This is a genomic window from Providencia alcalifaciens (assembly GCF_915403165.1).
In the GTDB taxonomy this organism is placed as follows: domain Bacteria; phylum Pseudomonadota; class Gammaproteobacteria; order Enterobacterales; family Enterobacteriaceae; genus Providencia; species Providencia alcalifaciens_C.
In genome coordinates this window covers 513918-537498 of the sequence record NZ_OU659204.1, presented here as the reverse complement: position 1 = coordinate 537498, position 23581 = coordinate 513918, and the positions used below count along the sequence as shown (strand labels likewise).

19 protein-coding genes are annotated in these 23581 nt (G+C 45.6%); 7 read left to right on the top strand and 12 right to left on the bottom strand.

From position 1 onward, the window contains the following. Positions 1–97 precede the first annotated feature (97 nt). The 6 genes from LDO73_RS02320 to soxR form a co-directional block, all read right to left on the bottom strand. Complete coding sequence (locus LDO73_RS02320; RefSeq protein ID WP_224060020.1) at positions 98–1711, bottom strand: phytoene desaturase family protein; 1614 nt, start codon at positions 1709–1711, stop codon at positions 98–100. Positions 1712–1714: 3 nt separating this feature from the next. Beyond that, positions 1715–2497, bottom strand: a complete 783-nt coding sequence (locus tag LDO73_RS02315) for a cyclase family protein (protein ID WP_224060019.1) — start codon at positions 2495–2497, stop codon at positions 1715–1717. Positions 2498–2511: 14 nt separating this feature from the next. Beyond that, positions 2512–3048, bottom strand: coding sequence for a flavin reductase family protein (locus LDO73_RS02310; protein WP_224060018.1), 537 nt, complete (start codon positions 3046–3048; stop codon positions 2512–2514). A gap of 11 nt (positions 3049–3059) precedes the next feature. Then, a complete protein-coding gene (locus tag LDO73_RS02305; RefSeq protein WP_224060017.1) occupies positions 3060–4307 on the bottom strand; it encodes a styrene monooxygenase/indole monooxygenase family protein in 1248 nt (415 codons plus the stop codon). A gap of 35 nt (positions 4308–4342) precedes the next feature. Beyond that, on the bottom strand, positions 4343–5128 hold the full coding sequence (locus LDO73_RS02300) for an SDR family oxidoreductase (RefSeq protein ID WP_224060016.1): 786 nt from the start codon (positions 5126–5128) through the stop codon (positions 4343–4345). A 194-nt stretch (positions 5129–5322) separates the two neighbouring features. Beyond that, positions 5323–5805 carry a redox-sensitive transcriptional activator SoxR gene (soxR, locus tag LDO73_RS02295; protein ID WP_224060015.1) on the bottom strand — a complete coding sequence of 161 codons (483 nt, stop codon included), beginning with the start codon at positions 5803–5805 and terminating at the stop codon, positions 5323–5325. A 101-nt stretch (positions 5806–5906) separates the two neighbouring features. Here soxR and LDO73_RS02290 point away from each other — a divergent pair, with 101 nt between their 5' ends. Continuing rightward, positions 5907–7004, top strand: coding sequence for an efflux RND transporter periplasmic adaptor subunit (locus LDO73_RS02290; protein ID WP_224060014.1), 1098 nt, complete (start codon positions 5907–5909; stop codon positions 7002–7004). Positions 7005–7014: 10 nt separating this feature from the next. Then, entirely contained in the window at positions 7015–10119 is a 3105-nt protein-coding gene (locus LDO73_RS02285; protein WP_224060013.1) for a MexW/MexI family multidrug efflux RND transporter permease subunit, read from the top strand. A gap of 276 nt (positions 10120–10395) precedes the next feature. On the opposite strand, the gene arnT is transcribed toward LDO73_RS02285, so the two are convergent. Continuing rightward, entirely contained in the window at positions 10396–12042 is a 1647-nt protein-coding gene (gene arnT / locus LDO73_RS02280) for a lipid IV(A) 4-amino-4-deoxy-L-arabinosyltransferase (protein ID WP_224060012.1), read from the bottom strand. 434 nt (positions 12043–12476) lie between these two features. Further along, positions 12477–13751 carry a bifunctional O-acetylhomoserine aminocarboxypropyltransferase/cysteine synthase gene (locus LDO73_RS02275; protein ID WP_224060011.1) on the bottom strand — a complete coding sequence of 425 codons (1275 nt, stop codon included), beginning with the start codon at positions 13749–13751 and terminating at the stop codon, positions 12477–12479. Between the two features lie 221 nt (positions 13752–13972). Between LDO73_RS02275 and LDO73_RS02270 the strand changes: the two genes are divergently transcribed. Then, positions 13973–14170 carry a hypothetical protein gene (locus LDO73_RS02270; RefSeq protein WP_224060010.1) on the top strand — a complete coding sequence of 66 codons (198 nt, stop codon included), beginning with the start codon at positions 13973–13975 and terminating at the stop codon, positions 14168–14170. On the opposite strand, the gene LDO73_RS02265 is transcribed toward LDO73_RS02270, so the two are convergent. From LDO73_RS02265 to LDO73_RS02250, 4 genes are all read right to left on the bottom strand, one after another. Beyond that, entirely contained in the window at positions 14152–15411 is a 1260-nt protein-coding gene (locus LDO73_RS02265; protein WP_224060009.1) for an aromatic amino acid transport family protein, read from the bottom strand. The two genes, LDO73_RS02270 and LDO73_RS02265, sit on opposite strands and share 19 nt — an antisense overlap. A 313-nt stretch (positions 15412–15724) precedes the next feature. Next, positions 15725–17083, bottom strand: coding sequence for an anaerobic C4-dicarboxylate transporter DcuC (gene dcuC, locus LDO73_RS02260; protein ID WP_036955315.1), 1359 nt, complete (start codon positions 17081–17083; stop codon positions 15725–15727). 280 nt (positions 17084–17363) lie between these two features. Then, a complete protein-coding gene (locus LDO73_RS02255; RefSeq protein WP_224061119.1) occupies positions 17364–17822 on the bottom strand; it encodes a regulatory protein RecX in 459 nt (152 codons plus the stop codon). A 231-nt stretch (positions 17823–18053) separates the two neighbouring features. Further along, a complete protein-coding gene (locus LDO73_RS02250) occupies positions 18054–19502 on the bottom strand; it encodes a DUF4026 domain-containing protein (protein ID WP_224060008.1) in 1449 nt (482 codons plus the stop codon). Positions 19503–19767: 265 nt separating this feature from the next. On the opposite strand from LDO73_RS02250, the gene LDO73_RS02245 reads away from it, so the two are divergent. The 4 genes from LDO73_RS02245 to LDO73_RS02230 all read left to right on the top strand — a co-directional run bounded on the left by LDO73_RS02245 (position 19768) and on the right by LDO73_RS02230 (position 23544). Next, positions 19768–19950, top strand: a complete 183-nt coding sequence (locus LDO73_RS02245) for a hypothetical protein (RefSeq protein WP_006658236.1) — start codon at positions 19768–19770, stop codon at positions 19948–19950. A 275-nt stretch (positions 19951–20225) separates the two neighbouring features. Next, positions 20226–21248, top strand: a complete 1023-nt coding sequence (locus LDO73_RS02240; protein ID WP_224060007.1) for a hypothetical protein — start codon at positions 20226–20228, stop codon at positions 21246–21248. Further along, positions 21248–22393, top strand: a complete 1146-nt coding sequence (locus LDO73_RS02235) for a BamA/TamA family outer membrane protein (RefSeq protein ID WP_224060006.1) — start codon at positions 21248–21250, stop codon at positions 22391–22393. The genes LDO73_RS02240 and LDO73_RS02235 overlap by 1 nt, the downstream gene beginning before the upstream one ends. Further along, positions 22393–23544: a DUF4056 domain-containing protein gene (locus LDO73_RS02230; RefSeq protein WP_224060005.1), complete on the top strand. Its 1152-nt coding sequence runs from the start codon at positions 22393–22395 to the stop codon at positions 23542–23544. Before LDO73_RS02235 ends, LDO73_RS02230 begins: the two co-directional genes overlap by 1 nt. The last annotated feature ends 37 nt before the right edge of the window (positions 23545–23581 follow it).

Sequence of the window (23581 nt, the reverse complement as noted above, 5' to 3'; positions counted from 1 at the left end):
TACCTGCCGCTGTAGTGGTTTTATGATATTTTTTATATGTTTACTTTTATGATCGCTGTGTTTGTCTTGCCTAGAATTGACTCAAGCCCATTCTCTATTACCGCTTTTTCTTCGCTGCTAATTTCTCAGCAACTAAATACCCAGAGCCCCCGCCAAGACCGGGACCCGGATGGGTTGATGCCCCAATATGGAACAGATTTTTAACTGCCGTTTGATGCGCTTTGGTCTGCCCTGAAGCGGCAAACGGTCGCAACCAAAAGAATTGATCTGGCGAACAAGTTCCTGAGTAAGGATCCCCACCCACCAGATTGCAGTTATAACGTTCAAGATCAGTGGGGGAAATCGCTTTACGCCCGACTATCAAATCAGATACACCGGGCATCACCATTTCCAAACGCTGTTGAATGCGATCCGCTACCGCTTCACGTACCGCGTCATTCCAACGGCCATCCTCAGGGATCGCAATTTCTCCTGCCGCATCCCCTTTCAGATGGCGAGGTAATTCCTGCATTTGGATCCACAAGATCCACCCACCTTCAGGGGCGCGGCTTGGATCTAATGTGGTGGGTTGACCGATCCCAAACGTTGGGCGATCAGGCAGATAGCCATTATTGGCTTGCGTAACGGATAGGCATACTTGTTCCATGCTTTCCGTGAAATGAACCAATGGCACATTCAATAATTCAGGGTTACACCAAGGTGGCGGAGCGCTTAGCGCAAAATGGATTTGCATCCCACCGCGACCATAACGGTAGCCCTTCGCCCGTTGTTTCACTTGTGGCGAAACCTCATCGAGCAAGCCACCATATAGCTGGGTTGGCGTTACGTTGCACACCACACTTTCACTCGCGGGGATAAACTGCCCATTCACACGAACCCCTGTGGCACGGCTATTTTTACCGCCGCCCTGTGTGATAATTTTCTCGACATGGGCGTTGATACGTAACTCACCACCATGTTGCTCAATCACTTTGGTAAACGCTTCGACAATCCGGTAGCTGCCGCCTTTGACAACGGGCATACCGCCTGCCACAACCGCGGCAAACGTCAGTTTACCAATCAGCGCCGAGCTGGCTTCATCAGGCCCTAACCCGGTATGCAACACCCACGGTGCCATCAACGCACGGCTGAAATCATGCTGTAATTCCCGCTCAGACCAGCGACGAAAGCTTTCCACGCCGGATTTAGCAAAATCCAGCAAGCCATCAACGCCGCGTGTGCGCCACTCGGAGAACAGCAGCTTGAACATACCGCCGCTGTAGGGGTTTTGCCCCAATAAACCAAATGTCAGTGCGGCATCTTCGCTAAACAGTTTTTCTGCCATTTGGCGAAACGCTGAACCGTCTCCGGGGGCGAGAGCATCCAACTGTTTGGCGGCCTCAGCAATATCCCGCTTTAATGCCACTGATTTGCCATCAGGCTGCACCAATCCAGTGGAGTAATCGCATTGAGCGAACTCCAAACCCTGCTGTTGAAGTAATGGCGCTAATTCTTGGTAGCCGGGGCTACCGACAAACAGTGAATACCAGCAAGAAAGCAGGTCGTGGGTGTAGCCTTCAAATAGCGCTTCGGTACGAATACAGCCGCCAAGGCGGTCATTACGTTCCAGAACCAAGACCGATTTTCCGCGCACCGCCAATAAGGCAGCGCACATTAGCGAGTTCATTCCGCTACCGACCACGATCACTTGGGGATTGGATAAGGTCGCCATACCTCACCCCACCAGCGCAAGCACGCGTAACGGGCTGCCAGAGCCGCCTTCAATTTTTAGAGGCGCTGCGACGATCACCACCCCAGTAGCGGGTAATTGGTCGAGGTTTTTCAAACATTGCAGACCGTATTTATTGTTACCGTGCATTAACGTGTGGCACGGGTACGGCACAGGCCAGCTGTAAGATTGCCCTGCATCCGTATTGATAGTTTCAACCCCAAAACCTTTGACATCACGCTGATGGATAAGCCATTCAACCGCTTCCTGAGAAGGCCCCGGCGTATGCGCCCCATCTTCACGCATGTTCACATACGCTTCTGGGTTATCGGATTTTTTCGACCAATCCGTACGCAGTAAAACCCATGCTGCTTTAGGGATCTTGCCGTGTTTATCTTCCCACTTTTGTAGGAAATCCACAGTTAAGACCCAATCGGGGTTTTGTGCCACTTCTTTGCTGGCATCAACGACGACCGCAGGGGCAATAAAGTGGTGGAGCGGGATAGTATCAACGGTGTTTTTTGGCTGATCTTTACCACTTATCCAATGGATTGGAGCATCAAAGTGGGTGCCCGTGTGTTCACCGCAGCTAAAATTGTTCCAATACCAAGCGGGACCATTCTCATCATAACGGGAGATTTGCTCCATTTTGAATGACCATACTTGCCCAAATTCGGCAGGTAATTGCAATGCCGGAAATGAAGGCGATAAAGTTTGTGTCAGGTCGATAATCTGAATATTGCCTTTTTGTAACTCGCTAGCGAATGACATCAAAGTTTGCTGTTCCATACTATCTCCTGCGCCTATTGCGCTTCATGTAGGGCGGTAAATGTGCCGCCGTGGAAAACTAAAGGCTTACCCGTTTCACTACCGATACGGCGCACATGCCCCACCATCAATAAGTGATCGCCAATATGATCTTGCTTGTGGTTTTCACACACTAAGGTCACGATCGCGCCGTGTAAGGCGGGGATCCCTTCTGGCGTGATGTGCACGGCGATATCTTCAAATTTATTTTCGACTCGAGGGTTAGCAAAACGCATTGCCAACTCTTGGTGATCTTTGCCTAAGATATTGATCGTGAAATGTTGGCAATCACGAAATACCGCGAGATTGGGTGAATGATTCACTAAGCTCCACAACACCAAAGGTGGATCTAACGACAGTGATGCGAATGAGTTGATGGTCAACCCAACGTCACGTCCATCAGGGGTGCGGGTGGTCACAACCGCTACCCCTGTGGGGTAGCAGCCTAGTAAGTTGCGTAAGGTTTTCGATTCAAACTCGGTATGACCCCATTCGCTTTCGCACATAAGCGTGTCCTCTGCAATCATCGACATACTGATTTCTCCTACGAAGCGCGAACTTCTTCTTGCATCAGCGATTGAATATACGCATCGCAGGCATGGGCATCATGCCACCATGGCGCAAGAACTGGTGGATAGTTAAAGGCATTCGCGATGGTGTGCGCTAAGGTTGGCAGTTGTTGCGCTGCGCCTAATGCATTAAGAATATGTGGCTGTGGCGGCGCTAACAGGGCGTTAGTCCACTCCACCACATGGCGACCGTATTTCCAGAATTGTTCAAACGTATCGTTCATCCACTGTGCGGTATACGGTTTGTCACCATGGGCTAAAATGGCGTCGTAGTAGACTTTACTGGCTTTCGTGGCGTTATTCGATCCTTGTCCGGTTAGTGGATCGTTGGTGACTAATGCATCCCCTAAGCCAAAGACAATTTTCCCTGATGGCAGCGTGAGAACAGGCTTACGGACTGTTGGGGCAAAGCGCCCTGCCAGAATGCCGTTTTCGTCAGTTAACTCCACATGGCGGCAGCGCTCTGCTTCCCACGGTAAATAGGTATCAATGATTTTTTTGCTGTAGGCCAAGTGTTCTTGTGGAGTACGAGCTTCTCCCCATTGATCCATAGGGCCACCCGGAACGCCTTCAAAAACCATGATGTGGCAGTCACCACTGTTGGTTAGAGATGGGAACACAAAGTACTCCCCAACACCCGGTATCAAGTTGAAGGAAACTTGTGAAAATTCAGGGGTTGGCAGCATGCCGTGAACATACGTGAGCGCTAGCGCACGCTGAGGTTTATCGTACGGTGATCGAGTCGGGTCACGCTCTAACAGCTTAACGATTTCCCCTTTACCCCCTGCTAAAATCACTAAATCGTGAGTTTCGGCGAGGCGCTCTAACTCTGCGACGCCCACATCTTCAATCATCAAGTTACCGCCGCGAGCAGCAAACAACTCCAACCAGTAAGGCATTTTGATGCGCTGGTCAACGGCTTGAGCGTAGTTATCGATACGTGAGCGCCAGCTAATGGCTTTTTCACCCGCTTTTTCAGGATGCGGAACGGTAAAACCAATGCCTTCAACTGGTGGGCATTTGTCTTCCCAGAAATTGATCCCTAAATCGCGCTCAAATTGCAGTGAGATATCAAACATACATTGGCTGGACATCACGCGACCATTTTTCACATCATCTGGGGTACGGTTGGTCACAACCGTCACGTCATAACCTTTGTCCAGCAGCCCTAATGCCAATGGCATACCCGCCTGACCACCACCTACGATTGCAATACGACGCATAGTGAATTCCTCGATAAAATTAAAATCAGGGTGTCTTATTCAGCAAGACGGGGAATGGCGGGTTTCGCCTGTTCAGGCCCCATGGCGGAATATCCACCATCGACCGCGTAATCTGCGCCAGTGACAAAACTCGCCAGCTCAGACAGTAGGAATGCTACAACTTGAGCCACCTCTTCAGGGTCGCCAACACGTTGTAAAAGATGATAATCCGCCGCGATGCGGTCAGTTTTTTGACGGTCGCCGCCAGTCAATTCGTCCATCACCCGAGACCATGTCCAACCAGGGGAAACGGAATTAACGCGAATACCGTCGGGGGCATAATCCATCGCTTGGCTACGCGTCACTTCCAACATAGCGGCTTTCGATGCGGGATAGAGCCAGCGACCTGTTTGCGCCACCGAAGAGGAAATACTGGTGAAGTTAACAATTGCCCCTTTACCCGCTTTGGCTAAATGGGGCTTGGCAAATTGCGCTGCCATCACGGCGCTCACCAAGTTGATATTTAATGCCGCTAGCCAGTCTTGACGTGAAGAGGCTTGGCCGTCATCCAGATAGGTTGCGGCCAAATTAACCAAAAAATCGAGTTGACCATATTTTTGCGCAACACGGTCAATGCCTTGCTTTAACTGTTGGTCATCGGTGATATCCACAGGCAGAAAGTCAATATTGGGCTCCGATTGCGCCACACGTTCCCCATTGGTTTTATCGATATCAAAAATGGTGACTTTAACCCCATAGGAACATAAGATTTTTGCCACGGTTGCGCCGATTTTGGTTGCACCACCCGTCACGATGGCAATTTTGTTATTCAGACCTTTCATCACTGTGCCCTCTTTGCTCTTATTCGTTCACAAAAAATTAACATGACGAATCATTACGCAAAAAAGGCAAAAATCGGTAGCCCATATGCGCAAAGATTATCCACACAGCGCGGCTATTTGGTTAATAACATGATGATAATAATGGATAAATAGCCACATTTTGCAGTGGCTATCCAGATAGTGAAAAGTGTGATTTAGGGACGTTCGAGGATTTGGGCACCGGGGCCTTGGTTGCCTAAGATATCTTCAGGGTTGCGCAATGGGCAATCTTTGAGAGACAAACAACCACAACCAATACAGTGATCCAACTCATTGCGTAATCGAGTTAATTGCTTGATTCTTCTATCTAATGTGCTTTTCCATTCCGTTGACATCCCTTTCCACTCTTCCGCCGTCAATTTGCTGTTTGCCGGAAACTGGCCAAGTGCATTTTGGATCTCTTTGAGGGGAATGCCGGTACTTTGTGCCACTTTGATAATGGCAATGTAGCGTAAAACCACGGGTGGAAAACGCCGCTGATTCCCTTGTGTTCGAGTACTTTGAATCAACCCTTTCGATTCATAAAAATGTACGGTAGAAACCGGAACGCCTGCGCGTTTTGCCACTTCTCCTACCGTCAGTGCCCGTGAAAAATCTGCCTTTTCTGCGGCAATTTCCCGCGTTTTTATCGTATTCATGGTTTTGCCCACCATTTTTGCTCACTCCCTATTGACCTCAACTTAACTTAAGGTTTTATAGTGCCAGCCTCTTTAATTGTCAATTTAAGATGCCAATGATAATGAATAAAAAAACGCTAACTTTGCTATGTGCAGGGCTTCTCTCCGTAGGTGGGGGAGCAGCCATTTACTCGACTTACGCCAGCTCAGACGACAAGCCACAAGCGGCTTATCAGTATCCTCCAGTGAAAGTGGCACTTGCCCCCGTCACCTTGGCTAATGCCCCACGTACTTTTTACGGCGTGGGGGAATTAGAAGCGGGTAGTCAGGTGTTTGTGGCCGGAGAAACTAGTGGGCGTATCACCAAAATTGGTTTTGAATCCGGTCAACAGGTAAAAAAAGGGCAATTACTGGTGCAGCTCAATGATGCAGTGGAACGCGCAGATTTAGCCCGCTATCAAGCACAATACCGCAATGCTGCCCGCCTATATGACAGAACTCGTTCTTTGTCTGCACAACATTTAGTAGCGGAAGCGCAGGTGGATAGCACCCGTGCAGAGCGAGATATGGCGCAGGGGCTGATTCAGCAAACCCAAGCATTGATTGCGCAAAAAGCCATTCATGCCCCATTCGATGGCACCATTGGTATTCGCCAAGTCCATGAAGGGCAATACCTTAGCCCTGGTGAAGCGATAGCCAGCCTTGTGGATACCCAAACCTTAAAACTGAATTTTTCTCTGGATGAACAGGCATCCCCTGAGTTGCATCAAGGGCAAGTGGTGGACATCACTGTAGATGCTTACCCCGAAACACCATTCCCCGCCAAAGTGACAGCCATTGATCCGTTGATTGGTAAGTCCCGAACAATTGCTCTGCAAGCCACATTGGATAACAGCAATGGCAAGCTAAAGGCAGGTATGTACGCCAATGTCACCGTGGTGCGACAAGCCAACAATGCAGTGCTGACAATCCCTGAAACAGCAGTCACTTACACCGCTTATGGGGATACGGTATTTATCGCCGAAGGTTCTGGGGACGCCATGACGGTCAAGCGCGTTTCCGTGAAAACGGGGCAGCGTTTTGATGGCAATATCGAAATTGAGCACGGGCTTGCAGAAGGCGACCAAGTGGTCAGCTCTGGTCAGCTACGTCTGAATAATGGCTCTGCCATTACCCCTGTCGCTCAAAATACATTATCTGAAACCCCGCAAGGTTCCTAAGGACGGTGCTATGAAATTTACGGACTTGTTTGTGCGCCGACCAGTATTAGCTTTAGTCGTCAGTGCCTTGATTGTGTTGATGGGGCTGTTTGCGCTGAGTAAATTACCCATTCGCCAATATCCTCAATTAGAAAGTTCAACCATCACCATTACCACGCAATATCCGGGCGCATCGGCAAAATTGATGCAGGGGTTTGTGACTCAGCCGATTGCCCAAGCGGTCTCTTCCGTTGAAGGGGTTGATTACCTATCCTCATCGTCAGTTCAAGGCAGTAGTCTTGTGACGGTGCGTATGGAGCTAAATCGCGATTCAACCCAAGCCCTCACCCAAGTGATGGCGAAGGTAAACCAAGTGCGTTATAAGCTGCCGAAAGAGGCCTATGACCCTGTGGTTGAGCTTTCTTCTGGGGAGTCTACCGCTGTCGCTTATATTGGTTTTTCCAGTACCGAACTTTCGATTCCCGCACTAACCGATTACCTTTCCCGCGTGGTGGAACCAATGTATTCCGCCATTGATGGCGTAGCGAAAGTGCAAGTATTTGGCGGGCAACAACTGGCGATGCGTTTATGGTTGGATGTGGATAAGCTCGCGGGTCGCGGCATTTCTGCGGCTGAAGTCGCCCAAGCAGTGCGTCAAAATAACTATCAAGCGGCTCCCGGTAAAGTGAAGGGGGAGTTTGTCATTTCTAACGTGTATGTAAACACCGATTTAACCAATGTGGATGAATTTCGCGATTTGGTGATCCGCAATGACGGTAACGGATTGGTGCGCTTAAAAGATGTGGGCACCATTGAACTGGGGGCGGCATCTACAGAAACCAGCGGTTTAATGAACGGGGAACCTGCTATTTACTTAGGTTTGTTTGCCACGCCAACCGGTAACCCGTTAGTGATTGTAGATGGCATGAACACGTTAATGCCAGATATCATCAAAACCCTGCCGCCGGGGGTAAAAGTGGAAATGGCCTTTGAAACTTCACGGTTTATTAAAGCCTCCATCGACCAAGTGATCCACACCCTCGTTGAAGCCCTGCTGATTGTTATCGCCGTGATTTATCTATGCCTTGGTTCGATTCGCAGCGTGATTATTCCTATTCTTGCCATTCCGCTGTCCATGCTGGGTGCGGCGGCATTGATGATGGCGTTCGGCTTTAGTATTAACTTGCTGACCTTACTGGCAATGGTGCTGGCGATTGGGTTGGTAGTGGATGATGCCATCGTGGTGGTGGAAAACGTTCATCGCCATATTGAAGAGGGAAAATCCCCTGTTCTGGCAGCATTGATCGGTGCACGTGAGGTGGCAGGTCCCGTTCTCGCGATGACCATTACCCTCGCTGCGGTGTATGCACCGATTGGCTTAATGTCTGGATTAACAGGGGCATTATTTAAAGAGTTTGCGCTCACGTTGGCGGGGGCGGTGATTGTATCAGGAATAGTGGCGTTAACCCTTTCTCCGGTGATGAGTTCGTTTATGTTGAACTCGAAACAGAATGAAGGGCGCATGGCACGAATGGCGGAAACCTTCTTCGAGACCCTTGCCCATTACTATACTGCGGTACTGAATTTCTCATTGAAAAACCGCTGGATCACCGGAATTTTGGCTATCGGCGTCGTGATCAGCCTGCCGATGTTGTATCAAGCAGCACCGAGAGAGCTGGCTCCTGTTGAAGATCAGTCGAGCGTCTTAACGGCGATTAAGTCCCCGCAACATGCCAACCTTGAGTATGTGGAGCGTTTCTCCCGTAAATTACACGATGTGTTTATGGAGCTACCCGAAACTGAGAGTACGTGGATTATTAACGGTACCGATGGCCCTTCCGCCAGCTTCGGGGGCACAAACTTAACGTCTTGGGAACAACGGGAGCGTCCTGCGTCGGCTATCCAATCGGATTTACAAAATCGCGTTGGCGATGTGGAAGGTAACAGTATCTTTGTGTTCCAGTTACCGGCATTACCCGGCTCTACAGGCGGCTTACCTATTCAGATGGTGCTAAAAAGCCCGCAAGATTATCCGGTGCTGTATCGCACCATGGAAGAGATCAAACAACAAGCTCGTGAAAGTGGCCTGTTTATGGTGGTCGATAGCGACCTCGACTATAACAACCCCGTAGTTGAGGTGCGTATTAATCGTTCAAAAGCCAACAGTTTAGGCATTCGCATGCAGGATATTGGTGAGTCCCTAACGCTGTTAGTGGGTGAGAATTATATCAACCGTTTTGGCATGGATGGACGTTCCTATGATGTGATCCCGCAAAGCTTGCGCAGTCAACGGCTGACCCCAGAAGCGTTATCCCGCCATTATGTTAAGTCTGAAGATGGTAGCATGATCCCGCTTTCAACGGTGGTGGATATTTCAACACAAGTAGAGCCGAATAAACTGTCTCAGTTTAATCAGCAAAATGCCGCTATTTTCCAAGCGATCCCTGCACCGGGCGTCACCTTAGGGCAAGCGGTGGCTTATCTCGATGAGATAGCCAGCGAACTACCAGCCGGTTTTAGCCATGATTGGCAATCCGATTCGCGCCAATATAAACAAGAAGGAAACACCCTCGCCTTCGCGTTTATGGCGGCGCTGATCATTATCTATTTAGTGCTCGCGGCTCAGTATGAAAGTTTAGTGGATCCGTTGATTATTTTAATTACCGTTCCGCTGTCTATCTGTGGTGCCTTGATCCCGCTGGCATTGGGTTATGCCACCCTCAATATTTATACCCAAATTGGCTTAGTCACCTTGATCGGGCTAATCAGTAAACACGGGATCTTAATGGTGGAATTTGCCAATGAACTGCAAGCTAACGAAGGGTTAGATAAACGCCATGCCATTTTAAAAGCAGCACAAATCCGTTTACGCCCGATTTTGATGACGACAGCGGCGATGGTTATCGGTTTAGTTCCCCTTCTGTTCGCGACTGGCGCAGGAGCAAATAGCCGTTTTGGACTGGGCTTGGTGATTGTCACAGGCATGCTGGTGGGTACGCTATTTACTCTGTTTGTGTTGCCAACTATCTATTCTGTGCTTGCACGTAATCACAGTGCGACAGCGTTAACCCCAAGACGTTATGAGCTGGCTGAAGCTAACCGTTTAATTAAACACTCTGAGGAGACGGCACCATGAATTTATCATCGTTAAACCATCTTTCGCTTGTTCCCACTCGCAAGGAAAAGCGATCAGTTCATGACAGCAAATCAGCGGATTCTGTGACTAATCCTATGAGCAACAGTGTGGCAATGATGATGATTTATCATCCTTATCCATCAAGGAACACGCACTCCGACGTCACGAACCGATGGCGTAAATAGTCTCTTAGTTCCCAATACAAAAGAGCCGCATACTTTCGTAGTGCGGCTCTTCTTCAATAGGCTCTCAAGAATAGAGCATCAAGCTATTAATTTACTGACCTTCATAGAAAGCCATCACTAATTTACCTTCTTTAATAATGATTGGCGTACCCGGTAGAGCATCAATAACTTCATTTTGTGAAGCATCAACCACCACCGCGACGTTGCGGTTATTTTGGCTCGCCAGCAAGCTTGGTAACTGCTCTAAACGGTAAAAACGGTTTTCTGCATCAGGGTAATTCAGCCCGTAGCCTAGCTCACCCGTTTGATACAGCATGGTAATGTCATCGCGTTTTAATACCCAAGCCAACGCAGTGCCTAATCCCACGTTATTGGTTAAGAGTATCGCGCGGTTTTGTAGCTGATCTTGGTATTTAGTTAACACGCCTTGCGGTGTGTTATTGCTCTCTATGTATTTAGGGATCACATGCCCAATACTGAGGCTGAGTACTAACGTACAAGCGGCTGCCAATGACCAGAATTTGCGGTTAAATGACACCACACCCATCGCTGCCCAAAACAGAAACGTCCCTGCGGCAATCCACATTTTGTAGCTTTCATCCCCTTGATATAAATTCATTTTAGGGAAGTAAGGTGATGCAATAAATGCCCCAGCTGCCGCGACACCCAACGTGATGTTTATCAGCGCATTCAGGCGAATGGTAGCCACTTTATTCTGGGTTAAAACCTGCTGCAAATAGGATGCCATCAAAATCGCGATAGGTGCGATGCATGGCAGAATATAGGTGAGTAGCTTCCCTTTCGTCACACTAAAAAATAGGAAAGGCAGCGCTGCCCAGAATAAGAAATAAAGATTCATGCCTCTAGCGCGAACTGCGTGTGCAATGGATGAAAAGAGGTAACCTAGCCACGGAAGCACCGCCGCCAATAAAATCGGCATATAGAACCAGAACGGAGATTTGTTTTGTGCGTTATCAGCCATAAAACGCTGAATATGCTCAACCCAGAAAAAGTAGCTCCAAAAATCTGGCTCTAGGCTGGCAATAGTCAGCGCCCACGGTAAGCAAACTAACACCGCGACAATAATAGAAATTAATGCGTACAGGCAGACGTCTTTGAGTTTTTTGAAGTAAATTGCGCTAACGGAACACACTAAAACGGGAAGCACTAAGACTAAAAAGCCTTTTGTCATGACCCCTAAGCCACATGCCACACCAATCAGAATATATGCATACAGTTTATGAGTGCGTTGTGTCGTGGTTATCCCCCATTGGAAAAAGAAGATAATCATCGTAATAAAAGCGGTCACAATTGGGTCAAGGATATTGTATGTCCCAATGGTCAAAATCATAAACATGGAAAGATAAATAAGCACCGCATTAAACGCGAGGTCTTTATTTTTCCATGCCATCTTTGCGCTGAGGTAAACAAATAGCCCGCTGATCAGGGTGCTAAAAACCACACCCAATCGAACTGAGACATTGTTTTCACCAAATAACATTTGGAAGAAAGAACCGACCCAATAACCCAAAATCGGTTTTTCAAAATAGCGGATACCAAGCAGCTCAGGTACGCTCCAATGGTGACTTAATATCAGCTCACGGCTGATTTCTGCATAGCGTAGCTCATCAGGCTGCCATAGCATGCGCCCATTGAGAGGAAGGAAATAGGTTATGAGTACAAAACCGAATAATAGGCACCACTTAAAGTAGGCAACTTTATTATTTGCCATCATCATTTAATCTCAACCATTATTGTCATAAATATTTAATAATTATTATTTGCGCCGAAGCTTCAGGCACTTTTGATTAATCAAATCAGGGTTCTATTATCATTAGTTCGACTAAACCCAGTATAAACCAATAAACGTTTTCGTATCACATATGCCCATATGAGATAAACAATCAATAAATGAATCTTTTATTTCAACATTAAGATAACAGGATGAGCTGCTTGTTAAGACTCGATTAAAAAACAATAGTTCAGCGATTTTAATTTATTTTTAACAGAATGAAAAATAAATTAAAAAACGGTGCAGCTTGCGAATAGTTATTAATTCTAAAAAGAAGAATAAAACCCAATAGTTAATCACGCAGATAACAATAAAGGCAGTTATTGCAATATATTCTTCACAATAACCGCCTTTATTTATCGGTAGCTGCTTAACAAGATTTACTTGGCTGCATCCAAAGCTTGGATTAAGTCAGCAAGAATGTCATCAATATGCTCAATACCAATGGATAAACGGATCATATCGCGCGACACCCCTGCACGAGCTAGCTCCGCATCATTTAATTGACGATGGGTGGTGGATGCTGGATGGCAAGCTAATGATTTTGCATCTCCAATATTGACCAAGCGAACAATCAGGTTCAGTGCATCAATAAAACGCGCACCGGCTTCCTGCCCACCTTTGATCCCAAAAGACATGATACTGGCAGGTTTGCCTTGCATATATTTTTGCGCCAGTGCGTGCTCAGGGTTGCTTGGTAGACCCGCATATTTTACCCATGCCACTTGAGGATGGTTTTCGAGGAATTGTGCCACTTTTAATGCATTTTCAGTATGGCGCTCCATTCTTAACGCTAGCGTTTCCAGACCTTGTAAAATCAAGAAGGCGTTGAATGGCGATAATGCCGCTCCTGTTCCACGAAGCGGTGCCACGCGGCAACGCGCAATAAACGCCGCAGCACCGAAGTGCTCAGTATAACTGACGCCGTGATAGGCGATATCTGGCTCAACCAGCAGAGAAAAACGCTCTGCGTGCTCCGCCCATGGGAATTTACCTGAATCAATCACCATTCCACCGATTGAGGTGCCATGACCACCGATATATTTAGTTAACGAGTGCACCACGATGTCCGCACCGTGTTCAAATGGGCGGCATAAATATGGGGTCGCAACAGTATTGTCGACAATCAGAGGTACACCATGGCGATGAGCGACCTCCGCCAGCGCCGCAAGGTCAACAATAAAACCTGCAGGGTTAGAGATAGATTCGCAGAAAACGGCTTTTGTTTTCTCGTCAATCAGGGCTTCTAGTGCAGCTAAATCGTCATGCTCAGCAAAACGTGTTTCGATACCAAGGCGCGGCAGAGTATGCGCCAGTAAGTTGTACGTACCGCCATACAGTTTTGCCACCGAAACAATGTTATCGCCGACTTGGGCAATAGTTTGAATTGCATAGGTGATAGCAGCCATACCCGAAGCCACAGCCAGCCCGGCAATACCCCCTTCAAGAGCAGCAACGCGCTTTTCTAGCACATCGTTGGTCGGGTTCATAATGCGGGTATAGATATTACCTGCAACTTTTAAGTCGAACAGATCCGCGCCGTGCTGTGTATCGTCAAATGCATAAGAAGTGGTTTGATAAATAGGCACCGCGACAGACTTGGTTGTAGGGTCTGGAGAATAGCCTGCGTGGATTGATAATGTTTCTAATTTCATTGCGTTATCCTTGTTATACCCGCACTGCCAATTGAATGGGTTATTGTTTTTATTTCACGGTACTTATTGTTTCATGGCAGTCCTCTTCAATATCCCCCAAGTAAATTCCTCACACAACCACCTAGACTTGAAATAATTTCATCTAACGTTATTCGATAAATAAATATGTCAGTGATTAAAAATAAAAAACCCATATTGCCGAAGCAATATGGGTCAGACCATTGACAAAACTATCAGGTTTGGAAATGGTTCTTTTAGGTTGTAAAATTAACAAGGAAAATCAATTTATTGATTTTCGCCTGATAACACAAAGCGGGAAAAACCACGCTTTTATCCCGCTTTGTCATCAACCTACCCATATTGCTTTTGGCAATATGGGCTCCGGTACAACTGAATTTAATTACGCGAATGCGCCGTAAATCACAGAGGTAATGGATGCTAAACCACAGATCAATGTGAAAATTTGGGCTGGTTTAGAAGTACTTAACGGTTTCATCGCAGGTATGATGCGCATTGCCACTACAGGCAGAATAAACAGGATTGCCGCAATCATTGGGGCACCCATGGTTTCAATCATACCTAAGATACTTGGGTTGATAATTGCGACGATCCAAGTCGTGATCACGATGAACAGTAAAGAGATTAACTCAATTTTCTTCACAGAAACTGAAGAGCGTGATTTCACTAACCCCACCAAACCTTCATGCGCACCTAAGAAGTGACCAAAGTAGCTAGAAACGATAGCTGCGAATGCCACAATAGGACCTAAATAAGACAGGATCGGTGATGGGTTAATGTTCGCAATATGGGATAACACGCTGATGTTTTCTTTCTTCGCGATTTCTAATTCTGCTGGGCTCAGTGACAGTACCACTGAGAAGACGAAGAACATCACAAAGCCAGTCAGCATGAATGCTGCGCCGCCAGTAATCATGTCTGTTTTAATTACCGCTTTGTCACCAAATTGTTGGCGTTGGTCTTTCGCAAACTGGCTGATAATTGGGCTGTGGTTAAAGGAGAATACGATGATAGGGATAGCCATCCAGACAACAATCGGCATTGTGCTCCAATCTGGTGCGACGTCTAACATCGACGTGTTCCACTCAGGGATCAGGTACAGAGACAGTGCTAATAAGATGAGGACTAATGGATAAACCATCATAGAAGTGAGTTTCAGCATTAAATCACGGCCGAAAACGACACCCGCAGTCATCGCGGCAATCAACACTCCAGACAATAACCAACGTGGTAATGGGTCCATACCAATTTGGTTCACTAAGAATGAGTCTACAGTGTTGGTGATGCCCACGCCGTAAATTAATACGATTGGGTAGATAGCAAAGAAATATGCAAATGTGATGATATTCGCACCAGTTTTACCGAAATGCTCTTCCACGGTATCGGTGATATCAGCATCTTGTTTCTTGGCAGACAAAACAAAACGCGCTAACCCTTTATGGGCTAACCAAATCATTGGTGTTGCAATTAACGCTAATACAACTAATGGCCAGAAACCACCTGCGCCAGCTTTGATTGGCAGAAAAAGAACACCCGCACCAACGGCTGTTCCAAAAAGAGATAATACCCAAGTGAAGTCTTTATACGTCCACTTACTGGCTGGTTTGTCTGTCGTGTTTACTGCGGTTTTTATTGTGCTCATACCGTCACTTCATCGTTTTAAAATGGATAAAAAAAGATGCGCGAATTTTGCATTAAATGCGTTAGAGCAACTAGCTTATTTTGATTAATCTTTCTGGCTTTTTGGTGTAGATCTCATATCTGAGTTTAAAAAAATGACAATTTGTTAATAATCGCAAATAAATCTTTATCATTTGATTGAAAACACCAAAACACCACATCAAAAAAGCGTAGAATTTTTTTCTTTTTAACCTAAGTGTTAACCGAAATAAATATCGATAAAAAAATGGCTAGAATAATTTCTAGCCATTTTAGAGGGAGAAATACCTATTTTGTTACAAATAAACAGGCACTAAAATCTCGGTAGCAATCACAACAACGATAAGCCCAACTAATACGGGAACCGAGGTTCTTTTCACCACTTCAAACGGTGAAATCTTCGCCATCCCCGATACCGCCACCACCACCCCAGAAACCGGTGATAATGTACGACCTAAGTTAGATGCCTGTAACATTGGGATGACAAGGTAAGCTGGGTTGACGCCCATTTGCTTCGCTAAGTGAGGGATCAGTTCAACGAATGCGTAGAATGGTGCGTTACCAGAACCTGTCGTCATCGCCGCTAACATGGTGATCACCACCAGCGCAATCATCATCACAATCGCACCTGAACCAAAGGATTGTGCTAAGTCGATTAAGCCTTTAATAAAGCCAATGGTGCTTAGACCTTGCGCGAAGACGCCCGCTGCGACTAACAACATCACTACGGTTGCAAATGCATCCGCCATGCCTCTATAGCAAACTTCTAAGCCGCCATAGACGTGTTTTGCACTGAAGCTACGAATAAATTCAATAATTGCTGCCATAATAATACAGCCAACAATAATGGTGACGATATGCAGCTCAGGTGCCCATTTACCATCAAACACTAATACGCCGATGATTGGAGTAAACGGTAAAATCGCGTAGAAACCTGGTGCGTGGGTTTTAATTTCATTCACATCCAGCATTTCGGTTTTAACATGCTCTTTTCTATCCAGAAAACGCTGCCAGAAGAAGTGAGCCACTGACATCGCAACAATTGCAGCGATGGAGATAGGCAGTGTAGTTTTGAATGCGAAATCAATTAATGGCATTTCGGCTGCTTTTGCCGCTAAGATAACGTCTCCAGACGTTGGTGCCAGAATGATAGCGGCTGGTGACGCACAGATAGCCGCCGCTGCACCACGGCTGATCCCGACGTTAACCATCACAGGGAACAGGGTTGCCATTAATAACACCCCTAAACCTGTTGCCGATGAAACTGCCAGCGACATCAAGCAAGCAACAATATACGCCGCAACCATCAATAAGTATGGAGAGTTGATCATTTTTAATGGCTTGGAGGCAATTTTAACCACCACGTCATTCGCACCGATGTGAGTCATATAAGACGCAAACCCACACAGCACCATGATCATCATACCGAGATCACCGCCTCGGCTCATTAATAAGAACTTGATGTATTCCAGAATATCAGTAACGCGCCATCCCGTTGCTTTCACTGATTCTGGTAAAATGCTTTTACCCATTAACGCAGTAATAATCAGGAGTAAAATACCCCCCGTCATTAATACCCCTGTTGCAGAGTAACCCTTTATTATATAGCGCCCGACTCCAACGGCGACTAATACGCCTATTAAGAGCTCAATCATGTGTTTCTCCTGCCCGTCTCATTTTGTAATTATTGGTGGTACTCTGCCTAAAAAAAAAGCGAAATACACTGATAATGATCATAGTGGACAATATTTTTAATCTAGAAATAGATAAAAACACAAGTCAAAAAAATATTATTTTTTGACTAAGCAAAAGAAATGAAACTCAGGTGCGTTAATTATTTAAACTAAAGTCAAATAATAGTCATTTGAGCGATATTAAATGGCGTGATTATCCACATAATGACAATCATAAATAATGTAGGATTAACTGCAAAAATTAGCGTGAAAATAATTCAAATATCATATCGCCAAAAAAACCTCGGTATTGCAGATAACGAATTTGCCTACCTTTCTCTTTAAAGTCAGTTGGGATTTCATCGCCAAACTTTTTACTGCGCACTTCCGCTGCCTTTTCAAACCAATCCACATCAAGCTCGGCAAAATGGTGTTCGACTAATGTCTCGGCAAATCCTTTTTGCCGCATTTCTTGTTTGATCCGCAAAGGCCCATATCCTTTACGTGCATACCCTTGCAATAACAGCGACACAACGCGGTCATCGTCGAGAAAATGCTGCTCACTCAGTTTGTCTAACACCCCTTCAATCAACTGCTCATCGATAATACCCTCATTTTTCTCATACATACGACGCTTCATACGGGCAAATAACTCCGCTTTGCCATAATCTCGTCTGGAAAGTAAAAATAGGGCGTATTGGTACAGTTCAGGTTGGGTCATTGTCACATTTAGCTCATTAAAAAGGGCACTGAATGAAGTGCCCGCAGACCATTGACAAACCCATCAGGTTTGGAAATGGCTCGTTTGGGTTGTAAAATTAACAAGGAAAATCAATTTATTGATTTTCGCCTGATAACACAAAGAGGGAAAAACCACGCTTTTATCCCTCTTTGTCATCAACCTCAGGGCACTGAATTCAGTGCCCTATTCGCATTAGTCAGTCAGGATAGACTAATGAACTTGAGCACCACTAAGAAGTTTATAAATTGTATCAGGAGTATAGCTACCGTCCTGATAATAAATAGTCCAATCCGTGATATGGTCACGCGTTAGCGGATAAACACCACCCTCTTCCATAGTTTCCACATAGAATGGGTGATTAATTAAACGGCCTTCAAATTGGTCGCCGTTCCATGTCAACGGCTCAAACCACATATGTTCGTGCCCCTCGTCGCCATCTTCATCTTGATAACTAATGCCGCATTTGACTAGGAAGCGCCACTCTGATTCTTCCTCTTCTTCCGATTTTCCGAGCAGCTTCGCAAATAACCCTTTTTTCGGTGCGACCGGTTTTGGACCATAGTTATCTAACATATGGATGAAATATTCCCAACGCAGTCTGGCTTTGCTGGACATATCCGCCGTTTCTTCATCAGTGCGCATAAACATCATCGCATTTTGGTCTTCAAACCCTTCGAAGAAACTTTCCAATGTTGGGTTTTCTTGCGTGACACGGAATAACATTACGGACGGATGCTGGTGAGATTCATCACGGTCGTGCCAATCCCCCATAAAGCGCTCAGAACTCATATCGCCAAACTCGAAGTTCATTTCTTCCAGCGGTTTTAAGTTATCGATCGGTGTGGAGGTACCTACATGAAGTAAACCTTCTTCAAAAGGCACCGCCACTAAATACTCATAGCCAGTTTGTGTTTGCCCAATAAAAATTGGCTCATTAAAGTCGATTTTTCCGTTGGTAATGCTGTTGTTCACAAAGCTCCAGAACAACTCAGGGATCCCATAATAAGACGCAATCGGGTGTGGAATGATAATTTCCGCTTCCGATAAACCACAACGGGCTAACCCATGGGTATGGAACCAATATTTGGTTGGCGCTGAATCTTCTGAGTTTTCATCATGATCGTAAATGGCATGTACCACATACAGGGAATCAATGCTTGGCATTAAATCGTCGATCAGTTGGAAGTTAAGCCATTCACGGGTAAAGACTTTACCTGCGGCAGAAATATCCAAGCCCAGTAATAAATCAGGCACTAAAATTTGGATAATTTTAAGCTGCTGTAAGTAGCTCACTAGAGGCTTTTCTTGGAATAGGCATTCAACCACCACGGCTTGTGGCGCATTACTTGCCTGCGTGTAGAGTTCTTGGCTAATAGGATCTGTCGCGAAATACGGGTTGATGGTGTATTCCGGGTCGCTTTCCACAAGCGAAATGTAAAAACGTAACTCTTCTTCGCCACGTTTACAGGTAAAGAAGAAACCGCCGCCTTCTTCATCTGGCAGGTAATCTATTTCCCCTTCGGTAAAGTAGGTTTGCTCTTCCAGACGCTGTTCAAGTTGTAGGGAGGCCAGCTCTGATGCAGGGATTGCCACCATCATCGAGGCTTCTTTTTCCCCGTTTCCAGCAGCAATATCAAGGTATTGTTGTTTATTGTTCACTATTTTGCCCTGTTATTTATTATCTTACCGGAGGATATCAGCTTATATTCGGTAAGAATATTGTGATTATTCTTAACCCAATCAGATAGGCGTTTAATCTCTCATATTTAAACTAGGAGCACCAATCATCATTATTTGATGCAACGTAATTCCACTTTTCATCCCGTATTCACTAGGGCACAATGAGAACCAGCATCACCAATATTGTTGGTTGGTGAAATAATCCTTTCTTATATATAGGTTTTGAAAATAGAGGCTTTACAACATGGCTGATTTATCTGAGAAACAAAAAGAATATATTGATGACCTCGCAATGAAGCGCGTTTTTGATATGAACAATGATGATGTCTTAATTAATGCACTGGAACAAAAAATTCACAGCATGGAAGCGCATTTAAAAGATTACTTCCATGAGCGAGTTCAGTTTCATCAGAAAAACAGCAAATAATACCTTTCTTACTCGTCTAATACATATCAGTGCTGAAATACCCAAAGTTTCAGCACGTTCTTTAGCACCTCAATAGCATCTTCCTAATATTTTAGTCACATCCATCACATTGATAATAATACGCATTTATCGGTAGCGAGATATCATTAAAATAGCACCATGAGCCATATTATCAATTGTCATCTATGCTAAACTTTTGACGATAACTGTAAGTTAATTAAATTAAGATAATTTATTGTTTCCTTCATTCTATTCTACTAATCATTGAGTCCATTATGACACGCATTCAATACAGCGCAGCGCTGCTACTTTCCTCTTGTCTGGCTATCCCTGCCAGTTTTGCCGATAGTGACACCCCACTATTTTCATTAAGCATGAGCGAATCTGGAGTCCCTAAAGCAAATGACGAAGGCGGAGTAACTCGTTCATCCACAACCGAATCCCGTATTTTGCCTTTTTGGGGAGATGAAGCACGCGCTCAAGGCTATGACTTACCGCAGCCTTTTGGGGTCAGTTATGGCTATATGAACCTGCGTCAGGATGTTGTAGTGGATAAGATTGGTTTCAAATCAGATTCACTTATTAAGATCGGTAGATTAGTTGAGTTTGATATCAACAAAGACTTAGAGATTCAAACAGGCCACACTCGCAGTAAGAATGAATCCCAAATGTTGAAATTAGATACGTGGGTTTTCCCTTTTATGAACGTCTACGGGGTATACGGAAAAACAAAAGGTACCTCCAACACGAACTTAACCAACATTGATGCCAATGTGAAAATATTGGGTAAATACAAGAAGATGCATATTGGTAGTAATCTTCCTTTCGAACTCAAATATGACGGAAAATCATACGGTGGAGGGGTGACTTTCGCCGGGGCTTATAACCAATTTTTCTCAACTTTGGATCTTAACTATACAAAAACCAATTTAGACATTATTGATGGGGATATTAAAGCATTAGTCATTACCCCACGCATTGGATATGAATTTGTTTTTGAGCCTCTAATTTCAGGTCAAGGTAATACCAAAATTCAAGTTTGGACAGGAGCTATGTACCAAGATATTACCCAACGTTTTAAAGGGAATATCAGTAATTTGGATTTACCTCCAGAACTCCAAGGTATGATGGCTTTAGCGCCCGCTGATACTAAGTTCGATGTTGAACAACACCTAGCCCATAAATGGAACAATACCGTCGGTGCTCGCGTTGAGTTAACTCGGAACTTTAACGTCCTTACCGAAATTGGTTTTAATAACCGTAACAGCTTCTTTATTTCAGGCGAGTTCCGTTTTTAATGTTGCAACAGAAATACCTGCGTAGGCTGACATTGCTCAGCCTTATCGCTACCTTCTCCTCGCAAGCCCAAATCCTTCCTGAACGGGAACAAATTGATGGTTGGCTCAGCGAGCTTGGGGGCGAAAACAGCTTTGATGAATCCAAAACTATCGACTGGGGCGTCTTACCGGGCCCTTTTTATACCCCTGAAATGGGGTTAGGTGTCGGAACCGCTTTAGTGGGCTTGTATCGTCTCGACAAGCAAGACACCAAAACCCAGCCCTCTTCGATTGGGTTAAGTGGTTTTGCCTCATCCACAGGTGCTTTTGGGCTCAACTTCACTAACTACAACTTTGTGGATAGTGACCAATGGCGACTGTTTGTATCTGGCACCATCAATAATGTACCGACTTATTATTGGGGCAAAGGATACGCAGCGGGTAAAAAAGAGAGCAATAAAGAAAAATACCATTCCCAAGAGTTCAAAATTACCCCAAGAGCTTTATATAAGCTAACCGAGGCCACCTATGTGGGGCTAGGCTGGAATTTTTCATCGATCAATGCCAGTGACCCCGATGAAGGCGCAAAAACTTATTTCTCTCAGTCAGTTGGTGGGCGCTCGGTTATCAGTTCAGGCGTCAGCGCCTATTATAGCTATGACACCCGAGACTTTTTACCCAACGCGCATCATGGGCAAACACTCGAGGTCATCTACACCTATTTTTCACCTAACCTTGGTAGTGATACCCGTTTTCAAGCGACCCAGTTGCAGTATGCTTATTACCATGAGCTCACAGAGAAAACTGTCGTAGCTATTGATAACTATGCCCGTTTTACTACGGGAGATGTGCCATGGAACCAGCTTTCTTTATTAGGTAACAGTAACCGCATGCGGGGTTACTATGAAGGGCGCTATCGGGATAACAATATTTTTACTAGCCAAATTGAGTTACGCCATAAATTAGACTGGCGGCACGGAGTTGTTGGTTGGCTAGGTACAGGAACCATGAGCGACTCTCCCTCAGAGTTAGGTGCTGGACACTGGCTCCCAAGTGCCGGAGTGGGTTATCGTTTTGAATTTAAGCCTCGGATGAATGTAAGACTGGATTTTGGTGTTGGTCGTAACAGTACGGGCGTCTATTTCCAAGTTGGTGAATCTTTCTAATGTTTAAGCTGCTAATAACTTCATGTTTTTTATTTATGCTCGTCGCCTGCCAAACTCGCGAAGAACTGAACTTACCTGCGGCGAACCTTAATCTAGATACTGTTTCCTACGAAGAAGCATCCCAAGCGTGGCCTATTCTGCACGATCTCAAAGCCCCTCAAGGGCTTCGAGCCTGCTGCGCTTTTGGCTATGATCTGCAAGCAGAAGTAGCTGGTATTCCCGTTCCTTTCTATACCATCGACAACATTGTTGAAGCCGATAATCTCGGTGAGCACCATTATAATGATAGCTACTTGGGTGCCACTGCAGGTCTAATGGGAGTCAGTCACGAAAAAGTGGGGCTTATCTACACCACTGATGGCGGGTTTATTGATATTGCCCATGTTCGAGATACCGCCGACTATACGTTATATCTCTTTAGCCAGATTTACCCAAAGCTTGGTGAAGAGTGGACATTAACCCTCAGCGATGAACTCGCGAGCAGACAAATCCATTTTTCCGCCTTTACGCCTCCTACTTCCCCCGCAGAGCGCTACACGTTAAGTACCTATCTAGCGGCCAAACTCGCGTTTCAGTTAGCCGCTTGGCATGAAATTGCACAATGGTATGGTTATCAATCGGTTCCCGGTTTTTCTGAGGGGATATCCGCCTTCTCTCCCGAAGACTTATATTCCAACTTAGTAGGTGCAAGGCTAGCAAGTTCGCTGATTTTACAAGGTCATGCTGAGTCACTTGCCATATTCTCACAATCACTCGAAGCACTGCTTCCCATTGCATTACATCAACTTGGGGCCCAAGAAAAATCCTTAACTCGCCATGCATTTAACAAAATTGATGGGCTTTGGTGGAATAGTTCGAAGCGTGTTCCAGATAAATTTTTAGTGCTTAAGCGAGATTATGACACCACCGATAGCCGCTACCCTTTTTTACCTACCCAAACTGTAGCGACTTTAGGGCTAAAACTCAGTTTACCGTCGGAATATGCAGGATTTACGTTATCATCTCTCGCACAGTTTCGCTTAGTCCCCACCGATCATATGGCACAGCTCCCCATTCCAGAAACATATTGGACAGTTGATGATTTCAAACGGCTCGCTGAGAATGCAAAAATTGAAGATCAAAAACAGCAAACCGTGCCATTCAACGACTAAAAAAGTCGTCGGCCAACGTTGATAATTGGCTAAGGTA